Here is a 16151-nt window from a genome sequence, read left to right as displayed (position 1 = left end):
CCCAAGGCGGCCTTCGGTGCGTCTGACGCACCGAAGGCCACATTGGGGCGCTTGGGGTCACGGCTTCGGGGGCCAGAGGGGGTCCGGGACTGTGACGCCGAAGTCGTGGCCCCAGCGGTTTCGGCTGCTCACCTCGTGCACCGGACGCCGGTTCGCCGCCACGCCCCAGCGGCCGCGCGGGTAGCCCATGGCCAGCATCGCCGTCATCTGCCAGCCCTGGCCCGCCGGCACCTCCAGCAGCTCCAGGACCCGGTCGGCTTCGTAGCGCAGCACCGTCGTGATGACGCCGCCGACGCCCTCCGCGCGGGCCGCCAGCAAGGCGCTCCAGATCGCCGGGTAGATGTTCGCGCCGCCGTGGTCGTCGATCGCGAAGACGAACAGCAGCAACGGGATTTCGGTGAAGTGCTCGGTGAACCAGTCTCCGGAAGCCTTGATCCGGCGCAGGGTTTCGGCGTGTTCGGCGGCGTCGTGCACCGGCTTGGCGAGCGCGCCCGCGGCGATGTCGGCGTACTCCCGCTCGCGGCACTTCTCGTACAGGGCCGCGAGTTCGGCCTTCGTGTCCGGGTCGTCGACGGCCAGGAAGTGCCAGCGCTGCGTGTTGCCGCCGTTGGGGGCGCGGATGGCGGCGTCGAGGATCCGGGCCTGCACCTCCGGCGGGATCGGGTCGGGGTGGACGCGGCGCATCATGCGCGTGGTGTACAGCGCCTCGTGGACATCCATGGAGGCGATTATGCGCCGATTTACGTTACAGTCAATACATGGAACTTAACTGCGACGACGCGGCTTCTTCTCGGCCGCGATCGCGGGCCACAGCACCGAAACGACCGCCTCGGGGATCCCTTCCCGGGTTTCCCCGCGGTAGAACGCGGCGAAGTAGCTGCCGAAGCACATCGTCGCGATCGTGTGCCGGTCGATGCCCTCCCGCACGGCCCCGCTTTCCTGCAGCTGCTTCAAGACGTTCTCGACGAGCGTGACCCGCGGCTCGACCGAGTGCTCGCGCAGGATCCCGAGCAGCTCCGGCGTGCGGATCGCCTCGCCCGCGAAGTTGCCCATGAGCACCATCGCGTCCGGGTTGAAGTACGTGGGGTCGAGCCGCCGGACGGCCTCGACGAGTGCCTCCCGCGGCGCCATGCTGCTCAGGTCCACCTTGTAAGAGTCGCGCTGCTTGCGGAAACCGTAGTCCAGCGCGTCGACGACCAGGTCGAACTTCGTGGTCCACCGGCGGTAGAGCGTCGGGCGGCTGACCTTCGCGTCCGCCGCGATGTCGCCGATCGTCATCTGGGAATAGCCGTCGCGGACCAGGCGGGCCCGGGTGGCCAGGATGATCGCCTCGTCGAGCGCCGCGTCACGCGGGCGGCCGCCGGGCCGCGGCCCGGCTTCCTCGGTCTTCGCTGCTTCGCGTGCTCGCGCCATGAACCGCATCCTAACCGATTCGTTACAGGGAGTGGCTGTTACGCATGGACGTCCAGGAGTACCTCGACCGCATCGGCGCCGCCCGGCCCCCGGTGCCTTCGCTCGCCGCGCTGCGCGAGCTGCAACGCCGTCACCTCGAAACCGTGCCCTTCGAGAACCTCGCGATCACCCTGGGCGAGGCGATCGAACTGGGGGAGGAGGCGCTGTCCGGCAAGCTCGTGCGACGGCGGCGGGGTGGGATCTGCTGACGAGCTCAACGGCGCGTTCGCCGTCCTGCTGCGCGCGCTCGGCTTCGACGTCCGGTTGCTCGGCGGGCGGGTGTGGCGGCGCGAAGGCGGGTTCGGCCCGCCGCTCGACCACCTCGCGCTGCGCGTGGACCTCGGCGAGCCGTGGCTGGCCGACGTCGGGTTCGGCCGGTTCAGCCTGCGGCCGCTGCCGCTCGTCGACGGCGCCGTCCAGGACGATCCGGCCGGGCGGTTCGAGATCCGCGCCGCACCCCGGGGCGACCTCGACGTGCTCCTCGACGGCGGCGTCGTCTACCGGCTGGAGCAGCGCCCTCGCGAGCTCGCCGAGTTCGAAGCCATGGCCTGGTGGCACTCGACGTCGCCGCGGTCGCGGTTCACCGGCGGGCCGACGTGCTCGCTGGCCACCCCCGGCGGCCGGATCACCCTCGCCGGCGACCGGCTGATCGAGACCGTGGCCGGGCAGCGGACCGAGCGGCGGCTGGCGTCCGACGCCGAGGTGCTCGCCGCCTACCGCGAGCACTTCGGGATCGTCCTGGACCGGGTGCCGCGCGCAGTTTAGTTACAATACTAGACTGTAACGAAACTTCGGCCTACCGTCGGAGCACGACGGAAGGAGCCTCCGATGACCACCGCGCAGGACCTGATCGACCGCAGCATCCCGTTCCTCGAGGACGTCAAGAACCGGACCGCGGGCGGGGAGCTGGAGACCTGGCTCAACGAGAACCACGGTCCCGGCAGCCCGCTCTACGACGACCTCGCGCGCATGATCACCGACGGCGTGCGCGCCGGCTGGGCGGCGAACATCGAGGTCGACGGCCCGAAGTACCGGCGCAGCCGGATCGCCGAACCCCGCGACGTCCTCAACTACTTCAGCGTCACCGCCGTCTACATGGACAGCGTCGAGCCGTACCGCGGGCAGTACCACCAGCACCCCTACGGCGAGCTCAACCTCGTGGTGCCGCTGGACCCGGACGCGAAGCTGATGGGCCCGCGCGGCTGGAGCGGGCCGGGCTGGACCGCGCCGGGGCCGGGCAGCCACCACTACCCGGAGGTCAAGGGCGGTGCGCTGATCGCGTTGTTCTACCTGCCCGCCGGCCGGATCTCCTACGACATCACCCCGCCGGCCGAGTGAGCACCACCGTCGAGGAGGCCCTGCTCGGCCGCCGCAGCTGCCGGGCCTTCCGGCCGGATCCGGTGCCGCGCGCGCAGGTCGAGCGGATCCTGGACCTCGCGGCCCGGTCGGCCAGCAACTCCAACTCGCAGCCGTGGCAGGTGCACGTGCTGACGGGCGCGGCGAAGCGGGCGCTGAGCGCGGACCTGCTGTGCGCCTACGACGAGGGCCGCCGGGCGGCGGGCGAGTTCGCCTACCAGCCCGGCGCGGACCAGTGGCTCGAGCCGTTCCGCACCCGCCGCCGCCGCTTCGGCGAGGGCCTCTACCGGGACGCGCTCGGCCTCGGGCCCGAAGACACCGAAGGCCGCCGGGACCACCACCGGCGCAACTACGAGTTCTTCGGCGCGCCGGTCGGGATGATCCTCACGGTCAGCAAGCTGCCCCTGCAGGGCGCGCTGGTGGACGCGGGACTGTTCCTGCAGGCCCTGATGCTCGCCGCGCGCGGGGCCGGGCTGCACACGTGCGCGCAGGCGTCGCTGCTCGACTTCCACCCGGTCCTGCGGCGGCACGTGCGGATCCCCGACGACCACGTCGTCGTCTGCGGGATCGCCCTCGGGTACGCCGACGAGGAGCACCGGCTCAGCACCCACCGGACGACGCGGGAGCCCGTGTCGGCGTTCGCGACCTTCTACGACAGCGCGGACACCAAGACCCGGGTGACGGCCTGACGGCCGCGGCGCCTTCGCGCGCCGCGGCCGTCGAGGTCCCCCTCCCGGTTAGCTCCACGCGTTGCAGTTGTAGAGCAGGTTGTTCTTCATCCGGCACACCCGCACCTTGGCGATGTACGTCTTCGCGTAGGTGAAGCCGATCCCGTGGGTCTTGCCGACGCCGCACGCGCGCTGGCTCGTCAGCGTGAAGCGCGTGCCGTCCAGCGACACCTCCGCGACGGCGCAGTAGCCGTCCGCGTCCCGGTCCGCGACCTCACCGCTGATGCGCCCGGAGTAGGGCGCTTTGCCGCTCCAGGTCAGCGTTCCGTAGTACCGGGCGCCCCGCGTGCCGCCGTCGGTGGAGTAGATGTCGATCCACCGCGACCCGAGCGCGTGGACGCCGCCGTCGTCGGCGGGCGGGTGGTACGGCGCGACGATGCCGATCGGCTCGCCACCCGGTTCGGGGGCGGTCGCGGCGCCGGCCGGGACGGCGACGGCGGCGAGCGCGGCCAGCGACGCGACGCCGATCGCCGCGGGTTCGCGGACGGACGCGAGCAGAGCAGAGAACATCGGTTTCCCCTCTCCGGCCGTCGCGGGTGCGGCGGCTCGGGGACGAACCTACGGACGGATCCGGTGGAATTCGTCCGCCGCGGAATGGAGATCCGGCTGTGCCCGCGGCGGCACGGCACGGGCGTTCGTAAACCACGGCGGTATGCCCGGAAGGGGACGCGACCGCCCTCGAGCCTCGTTACGCTCGGCCGGTGCACCGGATCGAGTTCGTGCGGCGGCATCCGCGGGCGGTGGACCTCGCACTGGCCGTCACGATGCTCGCCGCGATGTGCGCGGTCGGCGGGCTCTACCGGCCGCCGGTGCACCGGCCGTTCGACGCCGTGGCCTACCTCTTGACCGGCCTGATCTGCCTGCCGCTCGGCGCCCGCCGCGTCCACCCGATGCCCGTGCTGCTCGCGACGTCCGCCGCCTACCTGGTCTACGCGGCCCAGGGTTACCTGCCGGGCCTGCACTTCTGGGGACCGGTGCTCGCCTTCTACAGCCTGGCGGCGGCGAAACCGCGGTGGCCGACCGCGGTCGGCGCCGTCGTCACCGCCGTCGTCGTGCTGAGCAGCGGAATCGCGTTGCACGCACCCCTCTTCGCGGCCGTCGCCGAAGCCGTCGCCGTCACCGCCGTGGCCTGGGGGCTCGGCGGCGTCGGCCGGCGGCTCGCCGATTGGAACGAGCTGCTGGCCGAAGCCACCGAACGGCTGCGCTGCGACCAGGCGCGGCGGATCGAGCGGGCGCTGACCCAGGAACGGCTGCGGATCGCGCGGGAACTGCACGACGTCGTCGCGCACCACATGTCGATGATCTCCATGCAGGCCGGGCTCGCGGGCTATGTCTTCGACACCGATCCGCCGACGGCGCGGGCCGCCGTGGACACGATCGGCGGTACCAGCCGGGAGGCGCTGGCGGAGATGCGGCGCCTGCTGGTCCTCCTGCGGGAGTCCGACGTCGCGGGCGGCGACGGCGAACCCGAGCCCGCGCCCGGGCTGGACCGGCTGGCGGCGCTGGTGGCCCGTGCTCGCGCCGGCGGCGTCGAGGTCGGCCTGGAAACCAGCGGTGACCTGGAAAGCCTGCCGTCGGGGCTGCAGCTGACCGTGTACCGGGTCGTGCAGGAGGCGCTGACCAACGCGGTCAAGCACGCCGGGCCCGCCCTGGTGGCGATCGGCGTGCACCGGGGGCCGCACGCGGTGACGGCGACGATCCGCAACGGGCCGGGATCGCCGGTGCGGGACGGGGAATCCGGGGAATACGGCTTACTGGGCATGCGTGAACGCGCGAAGCTGTACGGTGGAACGGTGACCGCGGGACCGCGACCGGACGGCGGGTTCGCGGTGGAGCTGGCACTGCCGCTGACTTGACAGTCCACCGGGGGATTCCGCCATGACCACGACCGTGCTCGTCGTCGACGACCAGCCGCTGGTGCGGGCCGGGCTCGCGGCCCTCCTGCGCGCGGCGTCCGGACTGGACGTGGTCGGCGAGGCCGCGGACGGCGAACAAGCCGTCGCCCGTGCCGCGGCGACCCGGCCGGACGTCATCCTCATGGACGTGCGCATGCCCGGCGTCGGCGGGGTGACGGCCACGCGCCGGATCCTCGCCGCCGCCGAGGATCCCGCCCCGCGCATCCTGATCCTCACGACGTTCGACATCGACGAGTACGTCTACGAAGCCCTGCGCGCGGGTGCGGCGGGGTTCCTGCTCAAGGAAGCCGAACCGGCCCGCCTGGTGCACGCGATCCACACCGTGGCAGCCGGTGACCTGCTCTTCGCGCCCGCCGTCACGCGTCGGCTGATCGAAACGTACGTCCGGCACCACACCCCGGCCGGCGGCGGCCGCACCGGCCACGCGCGGCTGGGCACGCTCACCGCGCGGGAGCGCGAAATCCTGTGCCTGGTCGGCACCGGCATCACCAACCGGGACATCGCCGGGCGGCTCACGATCAGCGAAGGCACGGTCAAGACTCACCTGAACCGCGTGATGACGAAGCTCGACCTGACCAGCCGGGCCCAAGCCGTCGTGCTGGCCTACGAATCCGGGCTGATCGTCCCCGGCGAGCCCGCATCGGCGGGCTTCGCGGCGGATTCGACGAAATGGTCGAACTCCGCCCCGCGCTGAATCTTCTCCGGTGAATCTTTCTCCGGCGTGGGAAAGCGGTTACACTCCCGTGCTGGGAGCGCTCCCAGATCGTCCTGTCGAGCTTTTCTCCAGGAGGTCGGTATGCACTGGCGAATTCTCCGGGCGGTGGTGGCCGGCGTGCTGCTGGCCGCCTGCGCCGTCGTGGCTCCCGCCCCGGCGGGGGCCGCCGCGCCCACGCGGGTCATGGCGCTGGGTGACTCCATCACCGGGTCGCCCGGGTGCTGGCGGGCCCTGCTGTGGCAGCACCTGCGGGAGACCGGGCACACCGACGTCGACTTCGTCGGCACGCTGCCGCCGCAGGGCTGCGGGTTCACCTACGACGGCGAGAACGAGGGCCACGGCGGATTCCTGGCGACCGGTATCGCGCGGGACAACCAGCTGCCCGGGTGGCTGGCGGCGACCCACCCGGACATCGTCCTGATGCACCTGGGCACCAACGACGTCTGGAACGGCATCCCGGCGAGCACGATCCTGGACGCCTTCACCACGCTGCTGGGGCAGATGCGGGCCGCCAACCCGACCACCAAGCTCGTCGTCGCGAAGATCATCCCGATGAACCCGGCCAACTGCGCCGCCTGCGCGCAGCGGGTCGTCGACCTCAACGCCGCCATCCCCGGCTGGGCGCAGGCGCACAGCACTGCGGCTTCCCCGATCACGGTCGTCGACCAGTGGACGGGATTCGACACCGCGGCCGACACCACCGACGGCGTCCACCCCAACGGCACCACCGGCATCCGGAAGATGGAAAGCCGCTGGTACCCGGCGCTCGTCGCGGCCTTGGGCACCGGCACGCCCGCCGCGGCGGGGCTGCACGTCGACGGCACCCGCGTCGTCGAGGCGAACGGCGCCGCGTTCGTGATGCGCGGGGTCAACCACCCGTACGCCTGGTACCCGAGCCAGAACAGCGCCTTCGCGAACATCAAGTCCTTCGGGGCCAACACGGTCCGGGTGGTCCTCGGCAGCGGCAAGCGGTGGGGACCGACGTCGGCGGCCGAGATCACCACCATCATCGGGCTGTGCAAGCAGTCGCGGCTGATCTGCGTGCTGGAAGTCCACGACACGACCGGCTACGGCGAAGAGAGCGCGGCCGCGAGCCTCGACGAAGCGGCGACGTACTGGATCAGCGTGGCCGCGGCCTTGAAGGGCCAGGAGAACTACGTCGTGCTCAACCTCGGCAACGAACCGTTCGGCAACAACCAGCAGGTGAGCGCGACCTGGGCGAGCGCGACGAGCGGGGCGATCGCGCGCCTGCGGTCCGCCGGGCTGCGGCACCTGATCATGGCCGACGCGCCGATGTGGGGCCAGGACTGGCAGAACATCATGCGCGACGACGCGGCGTCGGTGCTGGCCGCCGACCCGCAGCACAACACCGTGTTCTCCATCCACATGTACGGCGTCTACGACACCGCGGCCGAGATCACCGCCTACTTCGACGCGTTCCGGTCCGCCGGGCTGCCCCTGGTCGTCGGCGAGTTCGGCAACAAGCACAGCGACGGCGACCCGGACGAGGACACGATCATGGCCCAGGCGCAGGCCCGCGGCCTCGGCTACCTCGGCTGGTCGTGGAGCGGCAACGGTGGCGAAGTCGCCTACCTCGACATGACGAACGGCTTCGACCCGGCCAGCCTCACGGCGTGGGGCGAGCGGTTCCTCAACGGCACCAACGGAATCCGGCAGACGTCCGAGGAGGCCACCATCTACGGGGGCGGCGGCACCGACACGCAGGCACCGTCCACTCCGGGCACGCCGACGGTCTCGGCCGTGACGTCGTCCGGAGCGACGTTGACGTGGACGGCTTCGACCGACGACGTCGGCGTCACCGGCTACGACGTCCTGCGCGCCCCCGGCGCGAGCGGCGGGACGTTCACCGTGGTCGGCTCGAGCCCGACGACCACCTTCACCGACTCGGGTCTCACGGCGTCGAGCACCTACCGCTACCAGGTGCGGGCCAAGGACGCGGCGGGCAACACCTCGGCCGCGTCCGGGATCGCGTCGGCGACGACCACCGCGGGCGGCACCGGCGCGTGCAAGGTCGCCTACTCGGCGCCCGGCTGGGGCGGCGGCAACGGCTTCACCGCGTCGGTGACCATCACCAACACCGGCGCGAGCACGATCACCGGCTGGACACTGGCCTTCAGCTACGCCGCGGGGCAGCAGGTGACTCCACCCGGCTGGGGCGCCACGGTCAGCCAGACCGGGACCGCGGTCACGGCCACCAACCTGGCCTGGAACGGCACCTTGGCGCCGAACGCTTCGACCGGCATCGGCTTCAACGGGACGTACACCGGGTCCAACCCGGCGCCGACGTCCTTCACCCTCAACGGAAACACCTGCCTCACCGCCTGACCGTCCCCTTCGGAGAGAAAGGTGTGCCCATGCGTGCGTTCGTCTTCGGGCGGTGGCTGACCGCGGGACTGCTGGTGGCCGGGCTGCTGCCCAGCCCCGCGGCGGCCGCGGCCCCGGCCGTGCAGGTAGACAGGCTGAACCGTGGGGTGGTCAGCGTCCACACCGCGGAAGGCAACCAGGTCGGGTGGCGGCTGCTCGCCGACGACCCGGCCGGGGTGGCGTTCGCGGTCTACCGCGACGGCACCCGCGTGACCGAGACCCCGGCCGGTGGGCCGACCGGCTTCCTGGACCGCGGCGCCCCGGCGGGTGCCCGCTACACCGTCCGAGCGGTCGTCGGCGGGGTCGAGCGGATGTCGGCCTTCGCGGCCGAGGAATCCTTGACGTTGACCAGCGTCGCCGCGGCGAGCACCCGCGACGTCCCGATCCAGATCCCGCCCGGCGGCACGACGCCGTCGGGGGAGAGCTACACCTACAGCGCGAACGACGCGAGCGTCGGCGACCTCGACGGCGACGGCCAGTACGAGTTCGTCGTGAAGTGGGATCCCAGCAACGCCAAGGACAACTCGCAGTCCGGCTACACCGGCGACGTCTACGTCGACGCCTACCGGCTGGACGGCACCCGGCTGTGGCGGATCGACCTCGGGCGCAACATCCGCGCCGGGGCGCACTACACGCAGTTCCAGGTCTTCGACTACGACGGCGACGGCCGCGCCGAGGTCGCCATGAAGACCGCCGACGGCACCCGCTCGGGCACCGGCCAGGTCATCGGCAACGCGAACGCCGACTACCGCAACTCGAGCGGGTACGTCCTGTCCGGCCCCGAGTACCTCACGCTGTTCACCGGCCAGACCGGCGCCGTGGCGGCCACGGTGAACTACGACCCGCCGCGCGGCACGGTGTCGTCGTGGGGCGACAGCTACGGCAACCGCGTCGACCGGTTCCTCGCCGGGACGGCCTACCTGGACGGTTCGCACCCGAGCCTGATCATGAGCCGCGGCTACTACACCCGCACGGTGATCGCGGCCTGGGACTTCCGGGGCGGCGCGCTGACCGAGCGCTGGAAGTTCGACTCCAACTCGGCCGGTTCGCAGTACGCCGGGCAGGGCAACCACCAGCTGTCGATCGCCGACGTCGACGGTGACGGCCGCGACGAGATCGTCTTCGGTGCCATGGCGATCGACGACACCGGCAGTCCACTGTGGAACACCCGCACCGGCCACGGCGACGCCATGCACGTCGGCGACCTGATCCCCAGCCGTCCCGGGCTGGAGGAGTTCAAAGTGGACGAAGACACGTCGAAGCCCGCGTCGTGGCTGGCCGACGCGAAGACCGGCCAGGTCCTCTGGCAGAACACGTGCGGCTGCGACAACGGTCGCGGCGTCTCCGACGACATCTGGGCGGGCAGCCCGGGGGCCGAGTCCTGGTCGTCCGGGGTGTCCGGGCTGCTGAACACGAGCGGGCAGAACGTCGGGCGCAAGCCGTCGTCGGCGAACTTCGTGGTCTGGTGGGACGGCGACGCCCAGCGCGAGCTGCTCGACGGCACGCACATCGACAAGTACGGCACGGGCGGCGACACGCGGCTGCTGACCGCGTCCGGGGTGCACGCGAACAACGGCACGAAGAACACGCCCGCGCTGCAGGCGGACCTGTTCGGCGACTGGCGGGAGGAGGTCGTCTGGGCGACGTCGGACAACCGGGCCCTGCGGATCTACTCGACGACGGACGCGACGAGCATCGCGCACGTCTCGCTGATGCAGGACCGGCAGTACCGCGAGGCGGTGGCCTGGCAGAACACGGCGTACAACCAGCCACCGCACCCGAGTTTCGCGCTGGCGCGGTGAGCGGGCCCGTATCCTCGGGCGCATGACGTCCAAGCCGGTGATCGCCGTGGTCGGGGGTGGGATCGGCGGGCTCGCGGCCGCGGCGTTCCTGCACCGGGCGGGGCTTCCGTGCACGGTGTACGAGCAGGCCAAGGAACTGAAGGAGGTGGGCGCCGGTCTCGTGCTGGCGCCCAACCTCGCCCGGCTCCTGCGGCAGCTGGGCGTGCTGGAGGCGATGACGGCGACCGCGGTCCGCCTCGACGTCGGCTGGGAGTTCCGGCGCTGGCAGGACGGCACCGTGCTGTCGGCGGAGGACCTGCGCGAGTCGTGCGCGGACCTCTACGGCGAGCACACGTACACGGCGCACCGGGCGGACCTGCTGGCGGCACTGGCGTCGGCGGTGCCACCGTCGGCGCTGCGGCTGGGCAAGCGGTGCGTGTCGGTCACGGACGGCACCCTGCGGTTCGAGGACGGCGAGCGGGTGACGGCCGACGTGGTGATCGGCGCGGACGGCGTGCATTCGGTGGTGCGCGCGGCCTTCGTCGAGGCGGCGGCGCCGGTGTACTCGGGGTTGTGCGCGTTCCGGGCGCTGGTCCCGGCGTCGAGCGCACCCGAACCGGCCCGGCGGCCCGCGCAGACGTTGTGGATCGGGCCGGGCCACCACCTGGTCCACTACCCGATTTCCGCGGGCAAGCTGGTCAACGTGGTGGCGTTCGCCCCGGCGGGCGGCTACGAGACGGAGTCCTGGACGGCGACGGCGTCGCTCGAAGAGTTCCTCGCCGAGTTCGAAGGCTGGGACCCGCGGTTGCGGGAGCTGATCCGCGCGGGCGGGCGGCCGGGGCGGTGGGCGCTGCTGGACCAGGCGCCGCTGCGGCGGTGGAGCCACGGGCCGGTGACGCTGCTCGGTGACGCGGCGCACCCGATGTTCCCGTTCTTCGGCCAGGGCGCGGCGCAGTCGGTCGAGGACGCCGCCGTGCTGGCCCGCTGCCTGGCGTCCGGTGCCGAGCCCGCGGAGGCGTTGCGGCGGTACGAGGCCGTGCGGATGCCCCGGACGACGAGGTTGCAGGAGGCCAGCCACGGCCGGGCGCACGTGAACCACCTGCCGGACGGGCCGGAGCAGCGGGCGCGCGACGCGGCGTTCGCGGGCCGGGACCCGTTGCGGGACAACGGGTGGATCTACGGCTACGACGCCGGTTCCGACCCCGGGTAGGAGCCGGAACCGGCGGCGGGTCAGACCGTCACCTTGCCGAGCGTGGCCAGGGTGTGCGGCCGGTCCGCGGGGACGACGCCGGAGTAGAGCGCGGTCCAGCAGGACGGGCAGCAGTACTGCCGGAAGACGACCGGGGCGTCGATGTAGTCCGCCGGGTCGGCGGTGATCTGCGGGCCCGCCTCGGTCGAGGGACCGTCGTGGACCGCCACCGCCAGGTCCCCGTCCGGGCCGCCGAGCACCTCGGCGCAGTGGCGGCACGCCAGGACGTCGCCGACCTCGACTAGGTTGTCGTCGACGCGCCGGGCCGCGGTCAGGTCCGCCTTGCCGCGTGGGGTTCCCGCGAGCTGCGACCGGTCTCGCCGCAGCGCACGCAGCCGGGCGCGTTCCCGCGCGGTCGCGTCCTCGTCGACGTCGCCGTTCTCGACCACCACGCCGTAGACGTCGGTCGCCGCGGCCGTGGTGATCTTGTGCTCGCGCAGGTCGCGGACCACCGCGGCCGGGTCGCGGGTGAGCGGGTCGCCGTACCCGCCGCCGCCCTGCCACGTCATCGCGAACACCTCGCCCGGCGCGAGGTAGCTCGACGCGTAGTTCTGGCCCGGCTCCAGCGTGTCGCTCAGTTCGGCCAGCTCGCTCGGCATCCGCCCGGCCGCGAGCAGCTCCGCGACCCGGCTTTCGCGCGCCACGACGTCCAGCCCGCTGTTGCCCGGGTGCCCGCCCGACAGCCCGGTGTTCTGCGCGACGGCCTTGCCCGCCGACGCCAGCACCAGGCCCATCGGGACGCTCGTGCCGTGCGGCGTCAGCGCGATCGACGCGCCGAGCCCGCCGCGGTGGCGTCCCGGCCCGCCGGAGTCCGGGACCTCCCGCCGCCACAGCGTCAGCACCGGGTACAGGAACTCCGTCATCTCGACGTCGGGCACGCGGCCCATCGGGATGCAGAACAGGCCGCCGGTGTCGAGGCCGTCCGCGTGCGGGCGGGCGCCGTAGCCGCCGGCCATCGGCTCCATGATGATGTTGAGGAACGGCGCCGGCTGCTCGCCGCGTTCGTCCAGACCCGCGATGACCGCCGTGTCCCACGTGCCGCAACAGGTCGCCTGCACGTTCTTGCCCAGCTCGAGGTCGCGGTCGAGCATCTGCGACAGGCATTCGGCGATGAGGCTGCCGGTCAGCCAGGCCGGGCCGATCGGGCCGCGGCCGACGGCGGCGGGGAAGGTGGCGTTGTTGAGCGTGCCTTCCTCGGTGACGAGGTCGAAGCAGCGCATCAGCCCGCCCGCCGACCACGGGATGTCGTTCGCCAGGATCGGCAGCAGGGCCAGCATGACGCCGCCGCGCATCCCGGCGTACGTGCAGTTGATGACGCCCGCCTGCGGGTCGGTGCCGGTGAAGTCGAACGTCAGGTGGTCGCCCGTCTTCGTCGTGGTGACGGTGATCTTGTGCAGGTTCCGGTCGCCCTCGTGGGACTGGTCCTGGTAGCCGGTGGCCGACCAGCTCCCGTCCGGCAGCGCGGAAAGCTTGTCGCGCAGCCGGTGTTCGGCGTCGGCCATCATCCGCTTCATGACGGCCTTGACCGTGTCGGGCCCGTACTGCTCGATCAGGGCGTGCAGGCGTTCGGCGCCGACGTTGTTCGCGCCGATCTTCGCGCGCAGATCAAGCCCGACGAGCATCGGCACGCGCGAGCGGCGCACCCACAGGTCGGCGACGTCGCGCTGCAGCCGCCCGCCGCGGACGACCTTGACCGGCGGCGTCGGCAGGGACTCGGAGAAGACGTCCTCGGCGGCGGGGGAGAAGGAGCCGAGGCCGACGCCGCCGAGGTCGGGCTGGTGGGCGATCGCGCTGGTCCAGGCGAACAGCTTGCCGTCGTGGAACACCGGCTGGTACACGATGACGTCGTTCTGGTGCAGCCCGCCGCCCACCCACGGGTCGTTGCAGAGGAACATGTCCCCGGCCTCGATGCCCGGGTTTTCCGCGCGGTGGCGCAGGGTCCAGTAGATCGCGAGGTCGACCGCGCCGACGAGCATCGTGTTGTAGAGCCCGACCTGCACCTCCTGGCCGAGCTCGTCGGAGATGGCGAAGTCGAAGTCGTTGGCGTCGGTGACGATCGGCGAGCCGGACATGCGCTTGAGCGCCTCGCCCATCTCGTCGGTGACCGACCACAGCCGGTGCCGGATCACCTCGTAGGTCAGTGGGTCCAGGGAATCGACCTGGTCCTGCGTGACACTGTGGACGTCCAAAGCGGACGGCAGCGACCGGGCGAGCTCGGCCGGGTCGACGGGGCGGCTGGAGAACAGCTCCGAGCCGGGGATCGGCATGCTCATGCGGCACTCCCTGCGGTCACGGTGGTGCGGGCGGGCTCGGCCGGGGCGGCACCCGCGCGGATGGTGAGGTTGCCCAGCGCGTCGACGGTGCCGGTGGTCCCGGCCGGGACGACGACGGTCGTGGTGGGCACCTCGACGATGGCGGGCCCGGTCAGGACGTGCCCGGCCCGCAGTTCGCGGTAGTCGTAGATCGCGGTGTCGACGTACCCGGTAGCGGCGGTGAGGCAGACGGGCCGGCTGCCGGTCTGCGCGGCCGCCGGATCGGGCGAGTCGGCGAGCGGCACAGCCGGCAGCTCGGGGCTGAACGGCAGCACGCCGATGCCGCGCACGCGGAAGGTGATGGCCTGGATCCCGGCTTCGCGGAACCCGGCGTCCGCGCCGAACAGCTCGGCGTAGCGGGCTTCGAACGCGGCCGCGGCGGCCTCGATCGCGGGCATGTCGAGCGGGCCGTTCGCGACCGGCGCGGTGACCTCGGCGAGCTGCATCGTGTACCGCATGTCGATCTCGCGGTGCAGCTCGATCGCCTCGAACCGGATGCCCTGGCGTTCCAGCCCGGCCCGGACGCGCTGCTCGAGCTGCGCGAAGTTGCGCTCGGCGCGGGCCGGGTCGAACGGGACGACCGCCGGGTCGGACAGCTCGGCGGCCAGGACGATGTCGGAGGAGGCCAGGCCGAACGCCGAGAACGCGGACGCGACCGGGCCGAGCGGGACGACGACCTCGGTGCAGCCGACCTCGGCCGCGTAGCCGGCGCAGTGCGCGGGGCCGGCGCCGCCGAACGCGTAGAGCACGAACTCGCGCGGGTCGTGCCCGGCCTCGACGACGGTTTTCCGCAGCAGGTCGCCGGTTTGCGCGTTCTGGACGGTGTAGATCGCGGCCGCGGCCTCCTCGACGGTGAGGCCGAGCGGCTTGGCGATCTGCGTGTCGATGGCCTGGCGGGCGAGCTCCACCGACAGCGGCTTGCGGCCGCCGAGCAGGCCGCGCTCGGGCAGGATGCCCAGCACCAGGTTGGCGTCGGTGTTGGTCGGCTCGGTGCCGCCGTTGCCGTAGCACGCCGGGCCGGGGACGGCCTGCGCGCTACGCGGCCCGATGCGCAGGTTGCCGCCGGTGTCGAGCCAGGCGATCGCGCCGCCGCCGGAGCCGATCGCGTCGACGCGCAGGGTCGGCACGTTGATCGGGTGGTGGTTGATCACGGTGGTCGTGTCGCGCACCGGCTCGCCGTCGACGATGAGGCCGGCGAGGAACGTCGTGCCGCCGACGTCGGTGGAGATGATGTTGCGGTGGCCGAGCTGGCGGCCGAGGGCCACCGAGCCGACGACGCCGCCGGTGAGCACCGAGCCGACGGTGCTGATCGCGGTGGCGGGCGCTTCCTTCGCCGCGACGGCGCCGCCGTTGCTCTGCATCACCAGCAGCGGCCCGGCGAGCCGCTTGCCGCGCAGGGTGTCTTCGAGCGTGGTCAGGTAGTCGCGCAGGCCGGGGCCGATCTGGGTGCTCATGATCGTGGTGGCGTTGCGGGCGAACTCGCGGATGCGCGGGCTCACTTCCGACGACAGCGCGACGAAGACGTCGGGGTCGGCTTCGGCGATCAGTTCGCGCAACCGCCGCTCGTGCACGGGGTTGCGGAACGACCACAGCAGGGACACCGCGATCGCGCGGACGCCGTCGTCGAGCAGGGTGCGGATGGTGGCGCGAGCCTCGTCCTCGTCGAGTTCGACGATGACCCGGCCGTCGCGGTCGACGCGTTCGGTGACTTCGAGGGCGTGCCGCTTCGGCAGCAGCGCGTGGTCCTTCGACTGGCCCAGCACGTGCTGCAGCTCGTGCGGCGACCGGCCGAGGTACCGGCCTTCGACGTTCATGATGAAGATCGAGTCGCGGTGGCCCTTGGTGGTGAGGAAGCCGACGTCCGGGACATTCCCCATCACCAGCGCGTTGAGCGAGGACGTCGTGCCGTGGGCGATGTGGTGGGTGTCGGCGAGCATCCGCTCCAGCGGCACCCCGAGCTGCCCGGCGAGCAGTTCGAGCACGTCGAGGACACCGCGGGAGTAGTCCGGCGGGGTGGACGGGGACTTGGCGGCGAGCACGGTCCCGGCGTCGTCGTCCAAGACGGCATCGGTGAACGTGCCGCCCACGTCCACGCCGATGACATAGGCCATGACTACGCTCCTTTGCGCGGCGAGTTGCTTACGTCGGCGTAGACTATTCAACGCTTGCGACGAGAGTCAAGCAACACTCGCGCGCTCTTGACGAAATCTCGTCTTTGGCGTCGAATACTCGACAGTTGAGTCGAGACAGAGTTGGG

Annotated in this window: 14 protein-coding genes; 9 read left to right on the top strand and 5 right to left on the bottom strand. The window is 72.1% G+C overall.

The genetic code is table 11. The features are described from left to right. Window positions 1-57 precede the first annotated feature (57 nt). Complete coding sequence (locus tag QP939_RS44460) at window positions 58-720, bottom strand: nitroreductase family protein (RefSeq protein WP_285452851.1); 663 nt, start codon at window positions 718-720, stop codon at window positions 58-60. A 45-nt stretch (window positions 721-765) separates the two neighbouring features. Next, the gene (locus QP939_RS44455) at window positions 766-1413 is read right to left on the bottom strand and encodes a TetR/AcrR family transcriptional regulator (RefSeq protein ID WP_285452850.1); all 648 of its coding nucleotides are present in this window, start codon (window positions 1411-1413) and stop codon (window positions 766-768) included. 44 nt (window positions 1414-1457) lie between these two features. On the opposite strand from QP939_RS44455, the gene QP939_RS44450 reads away from it, so the two are divergent. The 4 genes from QP939_RS44450 (at window position 1458) to QP939_RS44435 (ending at window position 3497) form a co-directional block, all read left to right on the top strand. Beyond that, window positions 1458-1661: an arylamine N-acetyltransferase gene (locus QP939_RS44450; RefSeq protein ID WP_285452849.1), complete on the top strand. Its 204-nt coding sequence runs from the start codon at window positions 1458-1460 to the stop codon at window positions 1659-1661. Next, window positions 1648-2217: an arylamine N-acetyltransferase family protein gene (locus QP939_RS44445; protein ID WP_285452848.1), complete on the top strand. Its 570-nt coding sequence runs from the start codon at window positions 1648-1650 to the stop codon at window positions 2215-2217. The genes QP939_RS44450 and QP939_RS44445 overlap by 14 nt, the downstream gene beginning before the upstream one ends. Before the next feature lie 63 nt (window positions 2218-2280). Continuing rightward, window positions 2281-2790 (top strand): DUF4863 family protein, encoded by a 510-nt coding sequence (locus QP939_RS44440; RefSeq protein WP_285452847.1) that lies wholly within the window; start codon window positions 2281-2283, stop codon window positions 2788-2790. After that, a complete protein-coding gene (locus tag QP939_RS44435) occupies window positions 2787-3497 on the top strand; it encodes a nitroreductase (protein WP_285452846.1) in 711 nt (236 codons plus the stop codon). The genes QP939_RS44440 and QP939_RS44435 overlap by 4 nt, the downstream gene beginning before the upstream one ends. 48 nt (window positions 3498-3545) lie before the next feature. Here the strand turns inward: QP939_RS44435 and QP939_RS44430 are convergent, their stop codons facing one another. Continuing rightward, on the bottom strand, window positions 3546-4046 hold the full coding sequence (locus tag QP939_RS44430; RefSeq protein WP_285452845.1) for a hypothetical protein: 501 nt from the start codon (window positions 4044-4046) through the stop codon (window positions 3546-3548). Window positions 4047-4237: 191 nt separating this feature from the next. On the opposite strand from QP939_RS44430, the gene QP939_RS44425 reads away from it, so the two are divergent. The 5 genes from QP939_RS44425 (at window position 4238) to QP939_RS44405 (ending at window position 11543) form a co-directional block, all read left to right on the top strand. Then, window positions 4238-5392 carry a sensor histidine kinase gene (locus QP939_RS44425; protein ID WP_285452844.1) on the top strand — a complete coding sequence of 385 codons (1155 nt, stop codon included), beginning with the start codon at window positions 4238-4240 and terminating at the stop codon, window positions 5390-5392. Between the two features lie 22 nt (window positions 5393-5414). Then, complete coding sequence (locus QP939_RS44420; protein ID WP_285452843.1) at window positions 5415-6146, top strand: response regulator; 732 nt, start codon at window positions 5415-5417, stop codon at window positions 6144-6146. 102 nt (window positions 6147-6248) lie between these two features. After that, a complete protein-coding gene (locus QP939_RS44415) occupies window positions 6249-8513 on the top strand; it encodes a cellulase family glycosylhydrolase (RefSeq protein WP_285452842.1) in 2265 nt (754 codons plus the stop codon). Window positions 8514-8542: 29 nt separating this feature from the next. Continuing rightward, a complete protein-coding gene (locus QP939_RS44410) occupies window positions 8543-10354 on the top strand; it encodes a rhamnogalacturonan lyase (RefSeq protein ID WP_285452841.1) in 1812 nt (603 codons plus the stop codon). Between the two features lie 22 nt (window positions 10355-10376). After that, on the top strand, window positions 10377-11543 hold the full coding sequence (locus QP939_RS44405) for an FAD-dependent monooxygenase (protein ID WP_285452840.1): 1167 nt from the start codon (window positions 10377-10379) through the stop codon (window positions 11541-11543). A gap of 20 nt (window positions 11544-11563) precedes the next feature. On the opposite strand, the gene QP939_RS44400 is transcribed toward QP939_RS44405, so the two are convergent. Next, the gene (locus tag QP939_RS44400; protein WP_285452839.1) at window positions 11564-13855 is read right to left on the bottom strand and encodes a hydantoinase B/oxoprolinase family protein; all 2292 of its coding nucleotides are present in this window, start codon (window positions 13853-13855) and stop codon (window positions 11564-11566) included. Then, complete coding sequence (locus QP939_RS44395) at window positions 13852-16005, bottom strand: hydantoinase/oxoprolinase family protein (protein ID WP_285452838.1); 2154 nt, start codon at window positions 16003-16005, stop codon at window positions 13852-13854. The genes QP939_RS44400 and QP939_RS44395 overlap by 4 nt, the downstream gene beginning before the upstream one ends. Between the last annotated feature and the right edge of the window lie 146 nt (window positions 16006-16151).

The organism is Amycolatopsis nalaikhensis (assembly GCF_030264295.1).
In the GTDB taxonomy this organism is placed as follows: domain Bacteria; phylum Actinomycetota; class Actinomycetes; order Mycobacteriales; family Pseudonocardiaceae; genus Amycolatopsis; species Amycolatopsis nalaikhensis.
Note: the sequence above shows the minus strand (reverse complement) of the source record. Positions and strands in the feature narration are given on the sequence as shown.